At 62.5% G+C, this 18,868-nt stretch carries 17 protein-coding genes; 7 read left to right on the top strand and 10 right to left on the bottom strand.

The window, feature by feature from the left end; translation table 11 throughout:
- Positions 1–72 precede the first annotated feature (72 nt).
- The 5 genes from KPG71_RS14905 to KPG71_RS14885 form a co-directional block, all read right to left on the bottom strand.
- Positions 73–618, bottom strand: coding sequence for an RSP_2648 family PIN domain-containing protein (locus tag KPG71_RS14905; protein ID WP_216338785.1), 546 nt, complete (start codon positions 616–618; stop codon positions 73–75).
- The gene (locus KPG71_RS14900; RefSeq protein ID WP_216338784.1) at positions 618–1,814 is read right to left on the bottom strand and encodes an RSP_2647 family RNA methyltransferase; all 1,197 of its coding nucleotides are present in this window, start codon (positions 1,812–1,814) and stop codon (positions 618–620) included. The genes KPG71_RS14905 and KPG71_RS14900 overlap by 1 nt, the downstream gene beginning before the upstream one ends.
- Before the next feature lie 37 nt (positions 1,815–1,851).
- Positions 1,852–2,487, bottom strand: coding sequence for a DUF6778 family protein (locus tag KPG71_RS14895; RefSeq protein WP_216338783.1), 636 nt, complete (start codon positions 2,485–2,487; stop codon positions 1,852–1,854).
- A 155-nt stretch (positions 2,488–2,642) separates the two neighbouring features.
- Entirely contained in the window at positions 2,643–2,912 is a 270-nt protein-coding gene (locus KPG71_RS14890; RefSeq protein WP_216338782.1) for a hypothetical protein, read from the bottom strand.
- Between the two features lies 1 nt (position 2,913).
- Positions 2,914–5,703, bottom strand: a complete 2,790-nt coding sequence (locus tag KPG71_RS14885; RefSeq protein WP_216338781.1) for a glutamine-synthetase adenylyltransferase — start codon at positions 5,701–5,703, stop codon at positions 2,914–2,916.
- Positions 5,704–5,787: 84 nt separating this feature from the next.
- Here KPG71_RS14885 and KPG71_RS14880 point away from each other — a divergent pair, with 84 nt between their 5' ends.
- From KPG71_RS14880 to KPG71_RS14865, 4 genes are all read left to right on the top strand, one after another.
- A complete protein-coding gene (locus KPG71_RS14880; protein ID WP_216338780.1) occupies positions 5,788–6,255 on the top strand; it encodes a YbaK/EbsC family protein in 468 nt (155 codons plus the stop codon).
- A 251-nt stretch (positions 6,256–6,506) separates the two neighbouring features.
- Positions 6,507–6,944: a DUF2852 domain-containing protein gene (locus KPG71_RS14875; protein ID WP_216338779.1), complete on the top strand. Its 438-nt coding sequence runs from the start codon at positions 6,507–6,509 to the stop codon at positions 6,942–6,944.
- Between the two features lie 55 nt (positions 6,945–6,999).
- Complete coding sequence (locus KPG71_RS14870) at positions 7,000–7,449, top strand: RDD family protein (protein WP_216338778.1); 450 nt, start codon at positions 7,000–7,002, stop codon at positions 7,447–7,449.
- Between the two features lie 87 nt (positions 7,450–7,536).
- Positions 7,537–8,382, top strand: a complete 846-nt coding sequence (locus KPG71_RS14865; RefSeq protein WP_216338777.1) for an arginyltransferase — start codon at positions 7,537–7,539, stop codon at positions 8,380–8,382.
- Between the two features lie 90 nt (positions 8,383–8,472).
- Here KPG71_RS14865 and KPG71_RS14860 read toward each other — a convergent pair whose 3' ends face one another.
- Positions 8,473–8,856, bottom strand: coding sequence for an alpha/beta hydrolase (locus tag KPG71_RS14860; protein WP_216338776.1), 384 nt, complete (start codon positions 8,854–8,856; stop codon positions 8,473–8,475).
- On the bottom strand, positions 8,853–9,632 hold the full coding sequence (locus KPG71_RS14855) for an SDR family oxidoreductase (RefSeq protein ID WP_216338775.1): 780 nt from the start codon (positions 9,630–9,632) through the stop codon (positions 8,853–8,855). The genes KPG71_RS14860 and KPG71_RS14855 overlap by 4 nt, the downstream gene beginning before the upstream one ends.
- 151 nt (positions 9,633–9,783) lie before the next feature.
- Between KPG71_RS14855 and KPG71_RS14850 the strand changes: the two genes are divergently transcribed.
- A complete protein-coding gene (locus tag KPG71_RS14850) occupies positions 9,784–10,797 on the top strand; it encodes a Hint domain-containing protein (protein WP_216338774.1) in 1,014 nt (337 codons plus the stop codon).
- A gap of 63 nt (positions 10,798–10,860) precedes the next feature.
- Positions 10,861–12,468 carry a peptide chain release factor 3 gene (locus tag KPG71_RS14845; protein WP_216338773.1) on the top strand — a complete coding sequence of 536 codons (1,608 nt, stop codon included), beginning with the start codon at positions 10,861–10,863 and terminating at the stop codon, positions 12,466–12,468.
- Positions 12,469–12,472: 4 nt separating this feature from the next.
- Here KPG71_RS14845 and KPG71_RS14840 read toward each other — a convergent pair whose 3' ends face one another.
- From KPG71_RS14840 to cysS, 3 genes are all read right to left on the bottom strand, one after another.
- Entirely contained in the window at positions 12,473–13,249 is a 777-nt protein-coding gene (locus KPG71_RS14840) for a squalene/phytoene synthase family protein (protein WP_216338772.1), read from the bottom strand.
- A 9-nt stretch (positions 13,250–13,258) separates the two neighbouring features.
- Complete coding sequence (cimA, locus tag KPG71_RS14835) at positions 13,259–14,890, bottom strand: citramalate synthase (protein ID WP_216338771.1); 1,632 nt, start codon at positions 14,888–14,890, stop codon at positions 13,259–13,261.
- A gap of 99 nt (positions 14,891–14,989) precedes the next feature.
- On the bottom strand, positions 14,990–16,408 hold the full coding sequence (gene cysS / locus KPG71_RS14830; protein WP_216338770.1) for a cysteine--tRNA ligase: 1,419 nt from the start codon (positions 16,406–16,408) through the stop codon (positions 14,990–14,992).
- Between the two features lie 422 nt (positions 16,409–16,830).
- On the opposite strand from cysS, the gene KPG71_RS14825 reads away from it, so the two are divergent.
- Positions 16,831–18,369 (top strand): trimethylamine methyltransferase family protein, encoded by a 1,539-nt coding sequence (locus KPG71_RS14825; protein WP_216338769.1) that lies wholly within the window; start codon positions 16,831–16,833, stop codon positions 18,367–18,369.
- Positions 18,370–18,868: the final 499 nt, after the last annotated feature.

Below are 18,868 nucleotides of genomic sequence, written 5' to 3'. Positions count from 1 at the left end.
CGCCGGGCAAGTCACCGCTCTCGGCAACGGGGCCAGCCCCCGAAACGCCATAAGGCGTCATTTGTACCGCCCTCAACCGCCGCTCACCGCCTTCGCCAATCGCGGCAAGCGCGCCTTTTTCAACAGCGCGCGCATTTCCCATGACTTGCTAGACAACCGGTTCGCCTCGGCCAGAACATCGTCGGCCACGGCCTGCACCAGATCGGGTTGCGCCTGCCAGATACCGTGCAGAAATGTATCGGGATCGGCCCGGCTGATACCTTCTTCAGTCAGAACGTTGCGCGGAAAGTCCCTCGCGTTCAGCGTCACGATCATATCCGCCGAACCGGCCACCGCCGCCGCCAGCACATGAATATCCGCCGGATCGGGCAACCACAGCCGCGCCTCCAGAGAGGGTGGGTACTCCACCTCGGCCTCGGGCCACCGAACCGCCAGCAGTGCAGCTTCCGACTGCGCCTGAGCCATGCCATCGGGCCCCAGTTTCTCCACAGCCCGCAGCCATTCACCAACGATCCGCGCCGACCAGAGCGGCGTATAGACGCCACGCGCAGCCACCCCCAACAGAACCTGCCGCATCACGGTGGGATAAATCACGCAGGTATCCAGAAGAATCTTCATCACAGGCGGAAAAACAGTGCCTTGAGGTATCCGCTCTCGGCCAGTTGCGGATGGAGCGGATGGTCCGGCCCGGCAAATCCGGTATGGATCAGCTGCGCGCCCCGCCCCGCACGGCCGATACCGCGCACCGATGCGCCCCGGAACCTGGCCAGGTCGGCCGCATGCGAACAGGAACACAGGCCCAGATATCCGCCTTCGGACACCAATGGCGCAGCCAGGCGCGCCACGCGTTCATAGGCGCGCAACCCCGCCTCCAGCGCCTTTTTCGACGGAGCGAAGGCTGGCGGGTCGCAAATGACCACATCGAACTGCGCCCCCTCCTCGGCCAATTGCCCCAGAACCTCGAACGCATCGCCCTTTCGGGTGGCAAATCGCGCCTCCACACCGGCCTGTCGCGCGCCCTGCACCGCCAGATCCAGCGCCGCCACGGACCCATCCACGGCAAGCGCGTGCTCCGCACCGCCTGCAAGCGCCGCCAGCGAAAAGCCCCCGACATGGGAAAAAACATCCAGCACCCGCGCCCCCTTGCTCAGCCGCGCGGCAAAGGCATGGTTGGGCCGCTGATCGAAGAACAGCCCGGTTTTCTGCCCGCCCGTCAGATCGGCCATGTAGATCGCTCCGTTCATCGGCACCGCCAGCGGCGCGCCGGGGGCCTGCCCGACCAGAACGGTATTTTCCGCATCCAGACCCTCCAGCCCCCGCGCCCGGCCAGCGGCGTTTTTCAAAACGATATTCACCCCTGTCACGTGGACCAACGCCTCGGCCATCGGGTCAAGCAGCCGTTCGGCCCACGCCGCATTCGGTTGGATCACGGCCGTGTCTCCGAAACGGTCGATCACGACGCCGGGCAATCCATCGGCCTCGGCATGGACAAGGCGATAGAACGGAGTCTCATACAGCCGTTCGCGCAGGGCCAGGGCACGTGCCAGACGATCCCGCAACCAATCGCCATCAATGACCTTGCCGCAATCGCGCTCCAGCACCCGGCACATGATCCGCGAATTGGGATTGACCGCGACCAGAGCCAACGGATTGCGCTCACCGTCCTCCAGCACCGCGATACTGCCGGGGGCAATCTTCTTCGTGCGGCGGTCGGTGACCAGTTCATTGTCGTAAACCCATGGCGCTCCGTGCCGGATGGCGCGGGCCTGTGCCTTGGGTTTCAGGCGTATAACGGGATAAGGGGACGGTGTCATGCCGTCCCCTTAAGCGGTTTCGTACCTGTCGAAAAGATCAGAGTTGGTTGATCGCACCCATCATCCCCAGAAACGCGGCCTTGTACCCGTTGGGATCGGTCAGCTCGGTCTTGATGACCTGCGCCAGATGATTGGTGATGCGATACTTCTGCGTGATCCCCTGACGTTCGGCCTTGATCGCCTCGGCCCCGCCAAGCGCACGGAAATCGGCCTTGACGAAATGCGGTTTTCCATAGATTTGCCCGGTCTCCGGGTTGCGCATCTGCATCTTGAACTGCAACGCATGCACGCCACCGATTGTATAGCGCGCCTTTTCGGTCAGTGCATGAAAACGGGTCACTTCCACCTCGAGGATCACCGGCACCAGACCGGGCTCCATCTCACTTACACCGCGCTCAAGCCCGGCCTGGAAAATGGCCTTGACCTGCGCATGACGATCGCCCGGCGGGTCTTCGCGCCACACGATATCGCCGCCCGGATAGTATCGGTTGGCTTCGGAAACCCGCAGGTTGTCGGGCACCGACACCCGAACGGCCTTCACGTCGAACGACAGCGGTGCCGCCTGGATTTGCGGGGCTTCCAGCGGGGCGTTGCGGGTCGCGGTATCGACCGAGGCACAGCCCGATACGGCCAGCCCCATCAGCATGACGGCGATCAAACGAAATAGACTCATGACATCCTCCTGGGCATTTTTCGCCCTTGATTGATTGATGCCAATCTGACGGGGGATTGAGGCGCAAATTCGTCAAATCCGGTACTTTACAATGGATTAACCATGTCTGAATCCGCACCTGACATCCCGGCCCGCTCTCCTGCGGTCCCGGAAAATCACTCGCGCTGACGCGATTTCCAACCGCCGCGGCGACGCGGAGGCTCGACCGTCAGCAACCCGTCCTGCAACACGCCCGTCATCGGATGATCTTCGTTGCCGACGCGATACCGCTCCAGCAACGTCGTGATCGCCCCGGTCTGATCCTGATCGCCGGGCAGAGACAACGCCCAGTCCAGAAAGATCGAACGACACTCCGGCGCGGTGATCCCATCAATGCGATAGGCCTCCCGGATCAGCCCCTTGTGGTCCAGCGGATCGCGTTCCATGTCAGTCCTCCTGCGGCAGGCGCGTCAGCGCCGCGTCGATCACCTTCGCCGCATTGCGCGTCGCCTGCTCCAGATCGTCCGACAACGCCGTCAGCGTTTCATACCCGGTTTCGCGCAGCACGAATTCCGCCCCGCCCTCGCCCAGACTGGCCGGATCGAGCGGCCTGTCGCTCAGCAACTTCGCGGCCTGCAACACCTGCCAGCAAAGCGTATAGGCCCGCAACAACGCCTCTCTGTCCGCGTCACTCAGCCAGCCGATTGCGACACCGGCCTGCAAACCGGCCCCGATATCGCGCCCGGTCTCCCCGGCCATCAGGCTCCCGGCCTGCGCCAGCAGCTCGACCTCCTGCATGCGCCCCGGCCCCAGCTTGGTGTCCCACGGGCCGGCGGGCGTCTTGGCGTCGGCGATGCGTTTGCGCATCGACGCCACCTCCTCCAGCACCTTGTCCGGGGCTCCCTTTTCGGTCAGAAGCGCAGCACGAAACGCCTCGACATCCCCGGCCAGTTCTTCAGGCCCGGCAATCACCCGCGCCCGCGTCATCGCCAGATGCTCCCAGACCCAGGCTTCGTTTTTCTGGTATTCCTGGAACGACTGCCACCCCGTCGCCACCGGCCCCTGATTGCCCGACGGGCGCAGGCGCATATCCACCTCGTAAAGCCGCCCTTCCGACATGGGAGCCGTCAGCGCCGTGATCATCGCCTGCGTCAGCCGCGCGTAATAGGGTCGCGTCGCCAGCGGGCGTCGCCCGTCCGAGCCCTCGGCCCCGTCGGCGTCGTAGATCACGATCAGGTCCAGATCGGACCCGGCATTCAACCGCTCCGCCCCGAGCGAGCCCATGCCCACCACGACGGCCCCGCGCCCCGGCGGAGGCCCGTGTTTTTCCACGAACTGCGCCACCACATGCGGCCAGATCGCCCCGATCACCGCGCCCGCCAGATCGGCATATTGCACCCCCGTGGTATCCGCCCCGGTCAGCCCGCGCAGATGATGCACACCGATCCGGAAATGCCATTCCTTCATCCAGCGGCGCGCGGTGTCCAGCTTGCGCTCGTAATCGCCTTCCTGCTCCAGCCGCCGCGACAGATCCTCCTGCAAGGCGTCGCGCCCCGGCCACGGGGCAAAGAAATCCCCCGCAATCACCGCATCGAACACGCTGGCATTGCGCGACAGATGCGCCGCCAGCTTGGGCGATGTGCCCGCGATATCCACCAACAGATCGACAAGCTGCGGATTGGCCTCGAACAGGGAAAACACCTGCACCCCGGCGGGCAGCCCTGCCAGGAACCCGTCAAAGGCCAACAGGGCCTCGGCCGGATGGGCCGTTCTGGCCAGCCGCGACAGGATATCGGGTTTCAGCCGGTTGAAAATATCCACCGCCCGCCCCGAGCGCAGCGCCGGATAACTCGGCCAGCGGCTGATGATCTCTTCATCGAACAGCTCTTCGGCCTCCTCCGACACGGGCTCTGGCCCTTCGGGGGCGAAAAAGCCCTCGATCAGATCGTGCACTTCGGTCAGACGGTCCTTCAGTTCCGCCTGCAAGTCGCCGGTATCCCGACCCATGAAGGCCGCCAGCCGCTCGAATTCGGCCTCAGAGGTCGGCAAATCGTGTGTCTGGGCGTCGCGCAACATCTGCAAGCGGTGCTCGACTTCTCGATGAAACCGGTAGTGGCGGGTCAGAACCTGCGCGGCGTCCTCGGGAATCCAGCCCTTTTCGGCCAGCCGCGCCAGCCCCTCGACCGTTCCGCGCACCCTCAGGTCAGGGTCACGCCCGCCTGCGATGATCTGCCGGGTCTGGGTGAAAAACTCGATCTCGCGGATACCGCCCCGGCCCAGCTTCATGTTGTGGCCCGGCAGCGACAATTGCCCGCCAAGGCCCTTATGCTCTCGAATGCGCAGGCGCATGTTATGCGCATCCTCGATCGCCGCGAAATCCAGATGCTTGCGCCACACGAAGGGGCGCAACGTATCCAGAAATTTCTGCCCGGCAGCCAGATCACCGGCACATGGCCGCGCCTTGATATAGGCGGCGCGCTCCCAGGTGCGGCCAAGGCTTTCGTAATAGGTTTCCGCCGCCGCCATCGCCATGCAGACAGGCGTCACGCTCGGATCGGGACGCAGGCGCAGGTCGGTGCGAAACACATAGCCCTCCGAGGTGCGGTCGTTCAGCATCGCCGCCATCTTGCGCGTCGCCCGCACGAACGAGGCCCGCGCCTCATGATAATCGCCCTCGTCGAACCGGGTTTCGTCGAACAGGCAGATCAGGTCGATATCCGAACTGTAGTTCAACTCGCCCGCGCCCATCTTGCCCATGGCAAGCGCCACCATGCCGCCTGCCGTGCCCAGATCGTCCTCGGTCTTGCCGGGCAGTTTGCCACGGCGGATTTCGGCGCCGACGCAGGCTTTCATCGCCAGATCGCATGACAGATCGGCGTATTCGGTCAGGCGGCCCGTGACCTCTTCCAGCGGCCAGACACCGGCCAGATCGGCCAACCCGGTCAACAGCGCCACGCGCCGCTTGCCCTGCCGCAAGGCCGAGGGCAAGGCATCAACAGCGACCTCGGGCAGGTCCGCCACCAGCGTATCCAACGCCGCTTCGGGGGCATCCAATGCCTCGGGCAGCCAGTCGCGCTCTTTCTCCATCAGGGTTTTCAGATAGGGGCTACATCCGGCGGCCCCGTCGATCAGGTTGGCCAGGTCGGGCCCCAGATCGGGAAACAGGGCGCGGACCTCCTGCCCCTGTTCGGGCTCGAAGGGGCGTGGCAGGCGGGTGATGCGTGACGAAAAATCCATGACCTTACTGATACCCGTGCATCGGGTCTGGTCAATGGCCCGCAGGATTGGAATAGTGCGGCAAAAGCGAACGGGAAACAGGTCATGAGTAAAAGCCTCAAGCGCGTTCTGCGCGCCCTTCAGGATGCGGGTTGCGACAGCCAGCCGGTCGAAGTCGGACACGCCACCACCGCCCGCATGGCCGCCGATCTTGTCGGGTGCAGTGTCGATCAGATCGCGAAATCCATCATCTTTCGCGGTGACATGTCCGGTGAGGCGGTCCTGTTCATCACCGCCGGGGGCAATCAGGTCAACGCCGACCGCGCCGCCACCCTGGCGGGGGAACCTCTGGGCAAGGCCGACGCAGCGCTGATCCGGACGCAGACCGGCTTTGCCATTGGAGGGGTTTCCCCCGTCGGCCACCTGACCCCGCCCCGTGCCTTTCTCGATCCACGGCTGATGGACTTCGAAATCGTCTGGGCCGCCGCCGGCACCCCGCGCCATGTCTTTTCCATCGCCCCCGTGGACCTGCAAAGGATTTCCGGCGCACAAACCGGCGCGTTCACCGACTGACCCTGCCGCACGCCCCGTTAACCACGGAGATACCGGCTCCCGGACCGACGCAATACCGTCGTTTTACCGACGCGATACCGGACCCGGTTTTGGCATATTAACCAATGCCTTACCCGCCGATTCCCGCATCTTGCCCCGAATAAATGTAAAAAACCTTCACATCGCCTCTTGCGCGAACGGGAGCGAACCCCAATCTAGGGAATGTGAAAGACATTCACATCAACCGCACCGCGACATGAAAGGACACCCTGATGAGCACCGCCACCTCCCCCTCGCCCGCTTCCTCCGTCGGGTCGGGGTCCGGCCCGATGGGCTGGCTTGCACGCGCCGAAGCCTGGCTTGACGACAAGGGCAAAGGCGCCTGGATCGCCGCCATGGTTCTGGCCTTTATTTTCGTCTGGCCGGTTGGCCTGGCCCTTCTCGCCTACATGATCTGGAGTGGAAAAATGGGTTGTAAAAGCAACAGCTTGAAGCGTGGCCGCTGCGCCTATACGGCCAGTCGCAGCACCGGAAACTCGGCCTTCGACTCCTATCGTGCCGACACGCTGCGCCGACTGGAACAGGAACAGGCCGATTTCGAGGCATTCCTGCAACGCCTGCGCGACGCCCGCGACAAGGCCGAGTTCGACCAGTTCATGTCGGACCGCGCCCGCGCCGCCAGCGATGACGACGCGCCCAAAGAAGCCTGAGCCAGAACGGTCCGGGGTTTCCCGGACCGTTTCCCTCCCCTATATCAGGACCACCATGACCGAGTATTCCTGGCACCTTCCCGATCCCGTCACCCAACCCGAATTCTATTCGGACGTCCCCGCCAAACGCCTGCTGGCCTGGGTGGTCGATACCGTTCTGATCGTTCTGATCTGCCTGTTGATCGTTCCTTTTACGGCCTTTACGGGGCTGTTTTTCTTTCCTTTTCTCATGCTGATCGTTGGCTTTGCCTATCGCGTTGTCACCATCGCACGGGGCTCGGCCACATGGGGCATGCGCCTGGTTTCGCTCGAATTTCGCAAGCTCGACGGTCAGCGCTTCGATCTGTCCATGGCGCTGCTGCATACGCTTGGCCTGACCATCTCGTTCGGGTTTCCGATACTTCAGGTGATTTCCATCGTCCTGATGCTGACCACGGAACGCGGTCAGGGCCTGAGCGACCATGTGCTTGGCACCGTAGCCCTGAACCGGCGTGCTACGGCCTGAAACACGATTACATCCCTGTTTATTGGCACTTGGCCTGCGCGCCCAAGGTTGTTACCGTAAATCATAGAACCGAAAAAGCCTTGCCCGATGCGCCATACCCTGCCAATCGCACCCCAGTTCTACGTGACGGCCCCGCAGCCCTGCCCGTATCTGCCGGGCCGGATGGAGCGCAAGCTGTTCACGGCCCTTCAGGGCGAAGGGGCGCAGCGCCTGAACGACAGCCTGTCGAAACAGGGTTTTCGCCGCTCGCAAAACGTTCTCTACCGCCCGGCTTGTGCAGAGTGTTCGGCCTGCCTGTCGGCCCGGATCAATGTCGATGATTTCCACCCCTCGCGCAGTCAGCGCAAAACGCTGAACCGCAACAGCACGCTTGAACGCCGCTCGACCTCGCCCTGGGCCACCGAAGAACAATACGCTCTTTTCCGCCGCTATCTCGAACATCGCCATGCCGATGGCGGCATGGCCGACATGGACACGTTCGAATTCGCCGCGATGGTCGAGGAAACGCCGATCCGCACCCGTGTTGTGGAATATGTGGACACAGAAACCGAAGAACTGGCTGCGGTCTGCCTGACCGACGTTCTGGATGACGGTGTCAGCATGGTCTATTCGTTCTACGACCCGGATCGCACCAGTGCCTCTCTGGGCACCTACATCATCCTTGATCATATTGAAATCGCGCGGGAAAACGGGCTGCCCCATGTGTATCTGGGATACTGGGTGCCCGGCAGTCCCAAGATGGGCTACAAGGCCGCATTTTCAGGACTCGAAGTATATGTGAACGGCGCGTGGGAAAAGATGCGCAATCCCGATGGGTATGACGCACAACTGCACCCGCTGTCCAATGATCCGATCTCCGAGCAGGTGGCCAATATCTCCCTGCCCGATGGGCGCCCGCTTCCCGCCCGCCGCAGCCGGCAAGGCGGGCGGTAAGCCCTGCACATCTCTCCAATCGAAAGAGCCCCCGGCCCGACCGAGAGAACAAGCACGCAAGCCTGCAACGGCTACCGATATTTTCGCCATTCAAGAGAGAGAAATAAGAAACCGGGGATCACGCAAACCTCGCAGGCGCTCCAGATTGTCCTGCACGTGCTCCGAGAGATCACCCCTTGCGGCTCCCAGGCGGTATTCCGGGGTAGCCAATGCTATTCCCTTTTGGCCCAGCCACCGGGCGATTTTCCGGTGGCTGGCGTGATTGTAAGCGCCACTGCGAAAGGCTCCGGCGTGATACCAGACCAGCAACGGCACCGGCTGGTCACGATTGTCCGGCAGATAGAAATTCACACGCAGGGTTTTGGACGTTTCACCTGATGGCGCGGACCCAAATGGTATGTCCTCCAACGTCATCCCTCCAATGCCATCAGGAAACTCTTCACCCATCATCACTGACCCGGCATTGTCGCTCAAAGCGTCGCGTTCACTCCGCCACCATCCAGCAGGACGTTCTGCCCCACGATAAACCCGGCAAATTGACTGCACAGGAAGGCACAGGTCGCACCGAATTCCTCCTTGGTGCCGTAACGGCCCGCAGGGATCGTTGCGCAGCGCCTCGTCTTGGCCTCATCCACGGAAATTCCTTCTTTCTCAGCAACCCCCTGATCCAGCGAGTCCGCGCGATCGGTGGCATGAATCCCCGGCAAAAGATTGTTGATGGTCACGCCTTTGCCCGCCACCTGCCGCGACGTGCCCGCAACATAGCCGGTCAGCCCCGCACGGGCCGAGTTCGACAGGCCCAATACCGGGATCGGCGCCTTGACCGACTGCGAGGTGATGTTGACCACCCGGCCCCAGCCCCGCTCCATCATCCCCGGCACCAACGCCTTGATCAGGGCTATCGGCGCCAGCATGTTGGCATCGAGCGCCTTTATGAAATCGTCGCGGTTCCAATCCGTCCACATGCCCGGCGGCGGCCCGCCCGCATTATTGACCAGAATATCCACCTCACCGGCCGCCTTCAGCAATTTGGCCTGTCCGTCCTCGGTGGTCACATCGCATGCCACCGTCGTCACTTTGACGCCGAACTCATCCCGGATCACCTGCGCCGCCGACTCCAGCGCCTCGGCCCCGCGGGCATTCATCACCAGATCGACACCGGCCCCGGCCAATGCCCGCGCGCACCCCAGCCCAAGCCCCTTGGACGATGCACAAACCAGCGCGCTTTTACCTTTTATTCCCAGATCCATGTGATAGCTCCCTTATATGGTTGCGCCACGATATCACCCGCCTTCGGGGGGATACCAGCAAAAGACCGATTGATTGACCCACACCCGCCAGAAATATAGGTTGTGATATCGCATACGCCACCGTAGACGACGTGCACTCAGTGATACACCAATGACCCAGACAGTCCCGAAACCAGCCCAGTCGATTCCCGTCTTTCGGGCCGCCGATTTTACCGTGGTGAGCGGTGCCAATCTGGGCGATCCGGTTTCCTTCGCCGCCGAACTGGATCTCGACGACACCTATGAACTTCGCAAAACGGCACATCAGCACCGCCTGTCGGTGTTGGCCGACGAAGCAGGCGGATTCAGCGTGGCGCCGGATACCTCGCTTGGCCGCCCCGGCGCGACGTTGCATCTGGATGCCTGTCTGACTGTCATGTCAGGCACAGGCCAAACCTCCGAGGTGCTGACCCTCGTCGAGGTCGACGTTCATGGGAATGTGGCCGAGGTCTATATCCTGCCCATGGCCGAACTGGTGCCTCGCATGGGCTATGCCCTTGTCGGGATCGACCGCGACAATGCCCACCAGAAATTCGCCGAGGTGGCCTGTGTCTCGTTCTCGCGCGGAACGCATATCACGATGGCCTCGGGTGCGCAGCGCCGCATCGAGGACCTGAACATAGGCGACATGGTGCTGACCCGCGACGATGGCCCCCAGCAGGTTCGCTGGATCGGTCAGTCCACCGTTCGCGCCGTGGGCGAATTCGCCCCGATCCGGATCAAGGCGGGCGCCCTGCACAACGAAAACGACCTGCTGGTCAGCCCGGATCACCGACTGTTCATCTATCAGCGTTCAGATGCGCTTGGCGCGGGCCGGCACGAGCTTCTGGTGCGGGCGCGCTACCTGGTGAATGGCGACACGGTGGTGCAGCAGGATGGCGGCTTCATCGACTATTTCCAGCTTTTGTTCGATCATCACCAGATCATCTATGCCGAGGGCATCGCCGCCGAAACCCTGCTGGTCGACACCCGCACGCGCGCGGCCCTGCCGCAAGACCTGAGCGATGCCCTGTCCGACCTTCTGTCGGTCCACGGCGAGCGCGCTCACAAGGATCTTGAAGTCAGCAAGGCACTTTTGAATCACCCCGACGCCGCCAGCATCCTCAAACGCGCCTCGACGCGGTAATCCGGTCGTGCAAACCGTCGGCCCGTATTGCGCACCCGTCCTGCGCCCTCTATATGCGCCCTCATGCTGGACCTGACCCAAAACCGCCCCGATCTGCCGCCTGAAATCGCACGGCGCCGCACCTTCGCGATCATCTCGCACCCGGATGCGGGCAAGACCACCTTGACCGAAAAGTTCCTGCTGTATGGCGGCGCTATTCAGATGGCCGGTCAGGTACGCGCCAAGGGCGAAGCGCGGCGCACGCGCTCGGACTTCATGCAGATGGAAAAGGACCGCGGGATTTCCGTCTCGGCCTCGGCCATGTCCTTCGATTTCGGCAAGTTCCGGTTCAACCTCGTGGACACGCCTGGCCACTCGGATTTCTCCGAAGACACCTATCGCACGCTGACCGCCGTCGATGCCGCGATCATGGTGATCGACGGGGCCAAGGGCGTGGAAAGCCAGACGCAGAAACTGTTCGAGGTCTGCCGCCTGCGCGACCTGCCGATCCTGACCTTCTGTAACAAGATGGACCGTGAAAGCCGTGATACCTTTGATATCATAGACGAAATTCAGGAAAACTTGGCAATCGACGTCACACCCGCCAGCTGGCCCATCGGCGTGGGCCGTGATTTCATCGGCTGCTACGACATGCTGAACGACCGGCTGGAGTTGATGGACCGCGCCGACCGCAACAAGGTTGCCGAGTCGATCCAGATCGACGGTCTGGACGACCCGAAACTGGCCGAGCACGTTCCCGAACACCTTGTCGAACAGTTGCGCGAAGAGGTCGAGATGGCCCGCGAATTGCTGCCCGCGCTCGACCCGCAGGCGGTTCTCGAAGGGCACATGACCCCGATCTGGTTCGGGTCGGCGATCAACTCGTTCGGCGTCAAGGAACTGATGGACGGGATCGGTACCTATGGCCCCGAACCGCAACCGCAATCCGCCGAACCGCGCCAGATCGCTCCCGAAGAAACCAAGGTTTCCGGCTTTGTGTTCAAGGTGCAGGCCAATATGGACCCCAAGCACCGCGACCGTGTGGCGTTCGTGCGCATGGCCTCGGGGCATTTCAAGCGCGGCATGAAGCTGACCCATGTGCGCACCAAGAAACCGATGGCAGTCTCGAACCCGGTTCTGTTTCTGGCGTCGGATCGCGAACTGGCAGAAGAGGCCTGGGCCGGCGATATCATCGGCATCCCAAACCACGGACAATTGCGCATCGGCGACACCCTGACCGAGGGAGAAGCCCTGCGCGTCAGCGGCATCCCTTCTTTCGCGCCGGAACTGCTGCAAAGCTGCCGGGCGGGCGATCCGATGAAGGCCAAGCATCTGGAAAAGGCCCTGATGCAATTCGCCGAGGAAGGCGCGGCCAAGGTGTTCAAGCCCGCCTTCGGCTCGGGCTTTATCGTCGGGGTCGTTGGTGCGTTGCAATTCGAGGTCCTGGGCAGCCGGATTGAAATGGAATACGGCCTGCCCGTCCGGTTCGAAGGGTCGCAGTTCACCTCGGCCCGGTGGGTCAGCGGCCCCAAGGACGCGGTTGAAGCATTTGCCGATGCCAATAAACAGCACATCGCCCATGACCATGACGGCGACGTGGTGTACCTGACGCGCCTGCAATGGGATATCGACCGGGTCGAACGGGATTACCCGGACATCACCCTGACGGCCACCAAGGAAATGATGGCCTGACCGCCTACCAGCGACCGGTGATAGCGGTCCTCATCAAGCCCATGCGGCAGCGAAACGGGGACAGTTCCAACGTGCCGTCCGCCACCCGTGCCGGATCACGCACAGCCATGCGCAAGATCGGCCCGACCTGCCACATCGGCAGCAATGCCGGGCGCGCGGCAGCAAGGATGTTCTGGCGGCGCGCACGGGCCTGCGCAAGGCTGTTCAACCCTTCCTGAGCCAGCCCTCGCACCGCATCCGCCGTCCCCTCGACCAGTGGCACCCGCCCTGCCTGCTCCAACGCGGGCACAGCACGCAGCCAGTTGGCCACCCCAAGCGCATACCCCGCGTCTCGCACCACCGCATCCGGCACAGGCCCCAGGGCCCGCGCAGCCGCCAGCAACAGATTGCCCGAGGTTTTGGCAAGGTAATCCTGGAAATGCGCCATATCCCCGAAGGGATCGCGGTAGATGTCCCACCGCCGCACCTCGGTCAGCGCATCCAGCAATTCCACTCCTTGCCCGTCCAGAACCCGCGCCAAAGGCGTGACCACCTCATGACGGCGCACCGGCCCGCCACTACGGATTTCCTCCAACGCATCGCGCCACCATTGCAGGCGCATTTCGGCGATCATCGTTTCCTGCGTGACCCACGGGGCGCGCGACACCTCGATGTTGAAAGCATAGATCGGAAACAGAACCGCACGGGCACGCGGCGGCGCGGCCATGATCGCGGCGAACCTGTCGGGATCGCCGCGCTCCACAAGTAGCGCACAGGCGATCAGATCGGCGTCGAACTCCACGCGCGCCACCTAGGCCACGGCCCCTTCCCGCCCGCAATCACGCAGTAACTTCCAGACGATCGCATCCAGCAGCGCCTCGAAACTGGCATCGACTATGTTGGCGCTGACCCCCACCGTGGACCAGCGCCGCCCCTGCCCGTCTTCGCTGTCGATGATGACACGGGTCACGGCCTCAGTCCCGCCCTGGGTGATACGCACCTTGAAATCCACCAGCCGCATGTCGTCAATCGCCTGCTGATACGGCCCCAGATCCTTGGCCAATGCCTTGGCCAGCGCGTTCACCGGGCCACGATCGTTGCCATCCTCATCCATCGACTCGCTGACCGACAGCTTCTTTTCGCCATCGACCTTGACCACGACCACGGCCTCGGACAGCGAAACCATCCTGTCGTACTTGTTCTTGCGCCGCTCGACCGTCACCTTGTAGCGCTTGACCTCGAAGAAATCCGGCAACTGCCCCAGTTCACGCCGGGCCAGCAATTCGAAACTGGCCTGCGCGCTGTCATAGGTATACCCGCGATCCTCGCGCTGTTTGATCTCGTCCAGAATACGGGCCAGCGCCGGGTCGCCCGATGGCACATCGATCCCCGCCTCGGCCAGTCGCCGCCGCAGGTTCGATTGCCCCGCCTGGTTGGACATCGGGATGATGCGCATGTTCCCCACAAGCCCCGGATCGATATGCTCATAGGTCGACGGATCCTTGAGGATCGCACTGGCATGAAGTCCGGCTTTGTGGGCAAAGGCCGATGCCCCCACGTATGAGGCCTGCTTGGTCGGCACGCGGTTCAGGATTTCGTCCAGCAACCGGCTGGCCTGCGTCAGCCCCTGCAATGCGTCCTGCGTGATCCCGGTCTCGAACCGGCTGGCATAGGGCTCTTTAAGTAACAAGGTCGGGATCAGGGCCGTCAGGTTGGCATTGCCACAACGCTCGCCCAAGCCGTTCAGCGTGCCCTGAATCTGGCGCGCCCCGGCCCGCACCGCCGCCAATGATCCGGCCACGGCGGTTTCGGTATCGTTGTGACAGTGAATGCCCAGCCGATCCCCCGGAATACCCGCCGCGATCACCTCGGAGGTGATCCGCCCGATTTCGTCGGGCAAGGTGCCGCCATTGGTATCGCACAACACGATCCAGCGCGCCCCGGCCTCATGCGCCGCCAGCAACGCCTCCAGTGCGTACTCGCGATTGGCCTTCCAGCCGTCAAAGAAGTGCTCGGCGTCAAACAGCGCCTCGCGCCCCTGCCCGACCAGATGCGCGACGGATCGCGCGATGTTCTCGGTGTTCTCGGCCAAAGTGATGCCAAGCGCGGTTTCGACATGGAAATCATGGGTCTTGCCCACAAGGCATACCGCGCCCGTTCCGGCATTCATTACCGCCGCCAGCACATCGTCGTTTTCGGCCGAACGGCCCGCGCGCTTGGTCATGCCAAAGGCGGTCATCGTCGCACGGGTCTGCGGGGCATCGGCGAAAAACGCGCTGTCGGTGGGGTTCGCACCGGGCCAGCCACCCTCGATGTAATCCACACCAAGAGCATCGAGCGTCTTGGCGATCTGCTGTTTTTCATGGGCCGAGAACGACACTCCCTGCGTCTGCTGACCGTCGCGCAAGGTTGTGTCATAAAGATAAAGACGCTCCTTACCCATCACGCCCCCCTGCTTTCTTCTGTTCGCGACTATCCCGGCGAATGTGAGAGGCTGGCCCCTCGCTCCGATGGCGCAACTTGGCTGGGTGGGTTCTCGACATCACTCCAACCCTTCCAGCTTGGCAGGATCGAACCCCGCACCGGGGATCAATTCCACCCCGTCCTTGCTCATGCGCACCTCGACGCCAGCGTCGATCAGCGCGGATTTGAGGCGGTCCACCTCGGAAAAGTCCTTGGTTTGCATGGCGCTTTGGCGGGCTTGGAAAAGTTGGTCCGCCAAACGTTCGAGCCCGCTTTTTGCAACATGAGCAGATTTTATCCGATCAGAAATCTCCTCAAATGTGTAAAATCCGAGGAAAACAAGGTTAGCGGCCAACTCTGAGCCCATCGCATGGTTCGCCAACTGATCTAAGCCGACCAATGCCGCATGTGTATTCAGATCATCTGCCAAAGCATCAACGATGGCTTGCATGGGAGGCAATGTCTTGGCCTCCTCAAGATTGCCATTTCTTTCAATGATCTTGAGAAAATCGTCTAACTTGCCAGCGGCTCCGGCAGCCTTCTCCGCCGTCCAGTCCATCGGCTTGCGGTAGTGCGTGGACAGGAACACGAAGCGGATCACCTCCCCCGGAAATCCCTGTTCCAGCAGGTCATGCACGGTAAAGAAGTTGCCAAGGCTCTTGGACATCTTCTTGCCCTCGACCTGCAACATCTCGTTATGCATCCATATCTGCGCGAAACCGCCTTCGGGATGGGCGCAGCAGCTTTGGGCGATCTCGTTTTCGTGATGCGGGAACATCAGATCGTTGCCGCCGCCGTGGATATCGAAACTTTCGCCCAGCAATTCATAGGACATGGCCGAGCATTCGATATGCCAGCCGGGCCGTCCCCGGCCCCAGGGGCTGTCCCATCCGGGCAGGTCGTCGCTCGATGGCTTCCACAGTACGAAATCCATCGGGTTGCGTTTATAGGGCGCCACCTCGACCCGCGCGCCGGCGATCATGTCATCGACCGAGCGGCCCGACAAACGCCCGTATTCCTTGTAGCTTTCGACCGAAAACAGAACATGCCCCTCGGCCTCGTAGGCATGACCTTTGGCAATCAGGTCTTCGATCATCGCAATCATCTGGCCGATATATTGCGTGGCACGGGGCATGGCGTCGGGTTCAAGCGCGCCAAGTGCGCCCATATCGTCCAGAAACCACTGTGTCGTCATTTCGGTGATACGGGCGATTTCGGCGTTCACGTCCCCGCCCTTGCCGACGTTTTCAATGGCGCGCGCGTTGATCTTGTCATCCACGTCGGTGAAATTGCGCACATAAGTCACGTGATCGGTGCCATAGACATGGCGCAGCAAGCGATAGAGCACGTCGAACACGATCACGGGCCGCGCGTTGCCCAGATGGGCCCGGTCATAGACCGTAGGGCCACAGACATACATCCGCACGTTTTCGGGGTCCAATGGCTCCAGCACCTGCTTGGCGCGGGCCTTGGTGTTATAGAGTTTGATCGTCGTCATGAATGTCCTCGCAGGCGCGGTTGTCCCGCGGCGGGCTTATCAAGTCACGTCTGGATATGGAATAGATGACGGCCCGCCCGAGATATCTCAGGTGGTAATGCAGCAGATGATGAAGCAGCGGATCGTCATGGCCTGACGCTACGCCCGGTGCGGGCGAATGGCAAGGGCAAACGCGAGGGTCTCGCTTCGCCGCCTCATGATCCGTTTGCGACATCGGTCGCGATCAGGACAGACAGCACAGACAGAATCGGCTTTCCTGAACCGGTCAGGGAGGAGGACCCGACCATGAAACCGTGCTGCAAGATCGCACTGGTCACGCGCACAATCGGTGCGGCGCGAGGACGTGCAGCCAGAGGCAGGCCAGACCGGATGCAATACTGCTGAAAGCCTGAATTTTCCTGCCTTTTCAATAGGTTTCAAATATGAACGACATGACCTCGCGCCGCACCGGCGGGCGCGCGGCCCGGCGTGCCAGCCGGGCTGCCCCGCTGAACGACGATCTGCGCCCCGTGCGCCCCGGCCTGACGGGCGGCACCTATACCCCGCTGACCGAAGACGGCATGACCCGCATCCACCGCGCCGCGCTCGATGCATTGGAGCAAATCGGCCTGTCCGGTGCACCAGACAGTGGTATCGCCCGTATGACCCGCGCCGGTGCCACCCTTGGCGATGACGGTCGCCTGCGCTTTCCCCGCGCCCTGGTGGAGGAAACAATTGCCAATGCAAACAAAGAGATAACCCTGTTCGCCCGCAATCCCCGGCATGACCTGCTCCTTGTGGGCCCTCGGGTGCATTACGGCACCGCTGGTGCGGCGGTGCATATGGTGGATGTGGACGGACGCGACTATCGCGACAGCACCTTGCAGGATCTGCACGATGCCGCGCGGATCACCGACCGGCTGGACAATATCCATTTCCTGCAACGGCCCATGGTCGCGCGGGATATCCCGGATGCGTTCGAGATGGAGTTGAACACGGTCTATGCCTGCTGCGCGGGGACCACGAAACACGTCGGAACCAGCTTTTCCGAGCCCTCGCATGTGGCCCCGGCGCTGGAGCTTTTGCACCTGATCGCGGGGGGAGAAGACAAATGGCGTGAGCGGCCTTTTGTCAGCAATACCAATTGCTTCGTCGTTCCTCCGATGCGGTTTGCAACCGAATCCTGCGAGGTGATGGAAGCCTGCATCGACGGCGGAATGCCCATCCTTTTGTTGTCGGCGGGGATGGCGGGGGCGACGGCGCCTTCTACCATTGCGGGGGCGATCGTGCAGGCGGTGGCGGAATGTCTGGCGGGGCTGGTTTATGTCAACGCGGTGAAACCCGGCCATCCGGCGATTTTCGGCACTTGGCCCTTCGGGCTGGACCTGCGCAGCGGGGCGATGACGGGCGGGTCGGGCGAGCAGGCGTTGCTGAGCGCGGGCTGCGCGCAGATGCATCGGTATTACGGGCTGCCCGGCGGGGCGGCGGCTGGGATCGCGGACGCCAAACTGCCCGACATGCAGGCTGGATGGGAGCAGATGTGTTCCAACGTGATGGCCGGCCTGGCGGGGCTGAACATGGTCTATGAGGCGGCGGGGATGCATGCCTCGCTGCTGGGGTTTTGCCATGAATCCCTGATACTTGGCGACGATCTGATCGGGCAGGCGCTGCGCTGTGTGCGCGGGATCGAGGTGGATAACGAGACTTTGGCGCTGGACCAGATGCGCGAGGTCTGCCTGAACGGGCCGGGGCATTACCTGGGCACCGATCAGACGCTGGCGCGGATGCAGCGCGATCATGTCTACCCCGCGCTCGGCGACCGCACGAGCCCCAAGGAATGGGCCGAGAACGGCAAGCCCGACCTGATCGAACGGGCCACCGAACGCAAGGAGGCGATTTTGGCAGATCGGTCAGAGGCCCGGTTCGATCCGCGGCTGGATGCCGAGATCCGGCGACGCTTCACCATCCACCTGCCAGCCTGAGCGGCGCATCGGCAAGGGGGTTGAATCGTACAAAACGTACGATGCGTACACGCGTTTTGTACGAAAATCGGCCCCCTGCCGGATATCTGCGCCCATCATGGACGCAAATGCGCCCACGCGCCGGAGGTTTACGGTTTGGCAACGGCTCCCTGTTAGCAATGGGGATACGAGATGAGGAGACCGTTATGAAACGCCCGATGCCTGCGCTGCGCCCGTGTGACGATCATGTTCCCCGGCGGAGTTGCCCGCCACCCGAACCACCGCGTCAGGGGCGATGTCGACAGGCATGTTCGCCTGAGGGTGGATATTCCGCTAGGGGGATGGGGACGATCATGGCCTGAGCGTTCGGCAATGGCGGATGGCGGTTTCGGAGTGGACATTCGATTGCGATGCAATCCGACGCGGATGCTAGGCAGGTGGGGCGGAGAGTGGACTTTCACTGCAGCTCCGATAAATAACCGAGATGCGGGACGGAGCTGCCGTTGCCTGAGCCGCGCAT

The organism is Roseovarius sp. PS-C2, assembly GCF_018862045.1.
Taxonomy (GTDB): domain Bacteria; phylum Pseudomonadota; class Alphaproteobacteria; order Rhodobacterales; family Rhodobacteraceae; genus Roseovarius.
Note: the sequence above shows the minus strand (reverse complement) of the source record. Positions and strands in the feature narration are given on the sequence as shown.